Origin of the sequence: Vibrio sp. 1727, assembly GCF_033344415.1 — a bacterium.
In the GTDB taxonomy this organism is placed as follows: domain Bacteria; phylum Pseudomonadota; class Gammaproteobacteria; order Enterobacterales; family Vibrionaceae; genus Vibrio; species Vibrio alginolyticus.
In genome coordinates this window covers 1-1,274 of record NZ_JAWPOT010000068.1, presented here as the reverse complement: position 1 = coordinate 1,274, position 1,274 = coordinate 1, and the positions used below count along the sequence as shown (strand labels likewise).

1 protein-coding gene is annotated in these 1,274 nt (G+C 48.7%); it reads left to right on the top strand.

Annotated elements, in window-relative coordinates; translation table 11 throughout:
- Positions 1-286: 286 nt before the first annotated feature.
- A partial coding sequence (gene istA / locus R8O10_RS23850; protein WP_318191778.1) for an IS21 family transposase occupies positions 287-1,274 on the top strand: 988 nt, incomplete at its 3' end.

Genomic DNA, 1,274 nt, shown 5'->3' with positions numbered 1-1,274 from the left:
TAGAACCACTATCTATTAGTAATTTAATGTAGCCAGCTATCTGTTCAGGGATTGGGTGCATATTTCGGAGCATTCCGATCAGTCATTTCGGGATTATCCGATCACCCATTTCGGTTTAAACCGATCACTGATTCCGCGATTATCCGATCACTTTTAGCCTAACTCCGAAATCGGTGATCGGAATAGCGAAAACCGCGATCGGAATGCCCGAAATCCTTCCTTTTTCTCTTTTAAATCAATAACTCGCTATTCTTTGCTTCTTAAACAAGAACGTAAGGAAGCGACAATGGCCAAAAAGAGAACTCCAATGAACAAAATCAAAGAGGTATTACGCCTTAAGTACGACTGCGGTCTCTCCAATCGTGGTATCGCTTCTTGCTTGAAACTCGGCCCGTCCACCATATCGGAACTCCTGACTCGCTTTAAACAAAGCCAACTTGGCTGGCCTCTACCCGAAAGTTGCAGCGATGCTGATCTCACGCAAGCGCTGTATCACAGCAAGAAAGCCAGTCGCGATAAAGTCATGCCAGATCTCACTCAATACGCTGTCGAACTTAGACGTAAAGGTATGACGAAGATGTTGCTCTGGCAGGAATATCATGAGCAATATCAAGAGCAAGCTTACGCTTACACTCAGTTCTGTGAGCACTTCACTCGCTGGTTCAAAACCCAAAAGCGCAGCATGCGCCAGCTTCATGTTGCGGGTGATAAGCTGTTTATCGACTACTGTGGGCCGAGGCTTCAGGTGGTCAACCCTGACACAGGAGAAGTGCGTGAAGCGGAAGTGTTCGTCGCGACCTTAGGCGCGTCCAACTACACCTATGTGGAAGCCTTCCCCAGCCAAGGAAAGTCTTACTGGTTAGAGGCGCATGCCAATGCGTTCGAGCACTTCGGTGGAGTACCACAGCTCTTGGTTCCCGACAATCTGCGTAGCGCGGTCACCAAAGCCAATCGTTATGAGCCAAGACTGAACGACAGCTATCAGAAACTGGCCAATCACTATCAAACCGCAGTGATGCCTGCTCGCCCTTACAAACCGAAAGACAAAGCCAAGGCAGAGAATGCCGTGCTCCTAGTGGAACGTTGGATCATGATGCGGCTGCGACACCAAACCTTCCATCCCTTCAAGGCGCTGAATCTCGCTATCCGAGAACTCATGAATGAGTTAAACCAACGTGAGATGAAACAGTATGGCGCGAGTCGTCAATCACTGTTCGACAAACTCGATAAGCCTGCGTTAAAGCCCCTCCCCAAACAGCGTTACCTGTATACCG